At 65.6% G+C, this 387-nt stretch carries 1 pseudogene; it reads right to left on the reverse strand.

The window, feature by feature from the left end:
- Positions 1-387, reverse strand: a pseudogene (locus tag EN742_RS37540) (RNA methyltransferase); the annotation flags it as partial.

The raw sequence follows: 387 nt of genomic DNA on the forward strand, positions 1-387 counted from the left end.
CCCATATTGTCGTGGTTGGCAATGCCGACGAGAACGACGATAAGCGCGCCGCCGGGCAAGGTGTCGAGCAAGGCCTCGGCGGACTGCGCCGGACCCCTGCTGCCGATCGCCAATATGCCGCGATGTATGTGGAACCCGGCGATCCCGTCGATGATCTCGCTGGTGGCGATATAAACCGGAAGGTCAGCCGGAGCCTTGCGCAAGGTGGTGTCGAGGCCCGCCAGCCGATTTTCGAGGACCAGCACCGATTCGGCGGCAAAGCGGCCGGCCGAGAAGAGCACGTCGAGCACCACCTTGCCCTCGGCGACGAAACGGCCGTGACGGCCAACGAGATCGCGCTCGCGGATATCGAGATAGGCGGCGACGCGCGGGTCACCTGGATCGCCG

Origin of the sequence: Mesorhizobium sp. M4A.F.Ca.ET.020.02.1.1 (assembly GCF_004022645.1) — a bacterium.
Lineage (GTDB): Bacteria > Pseudomonadota > Alphaproteobacteria > Rhizobiales > Rhizobiaceae > Mesorhizobium.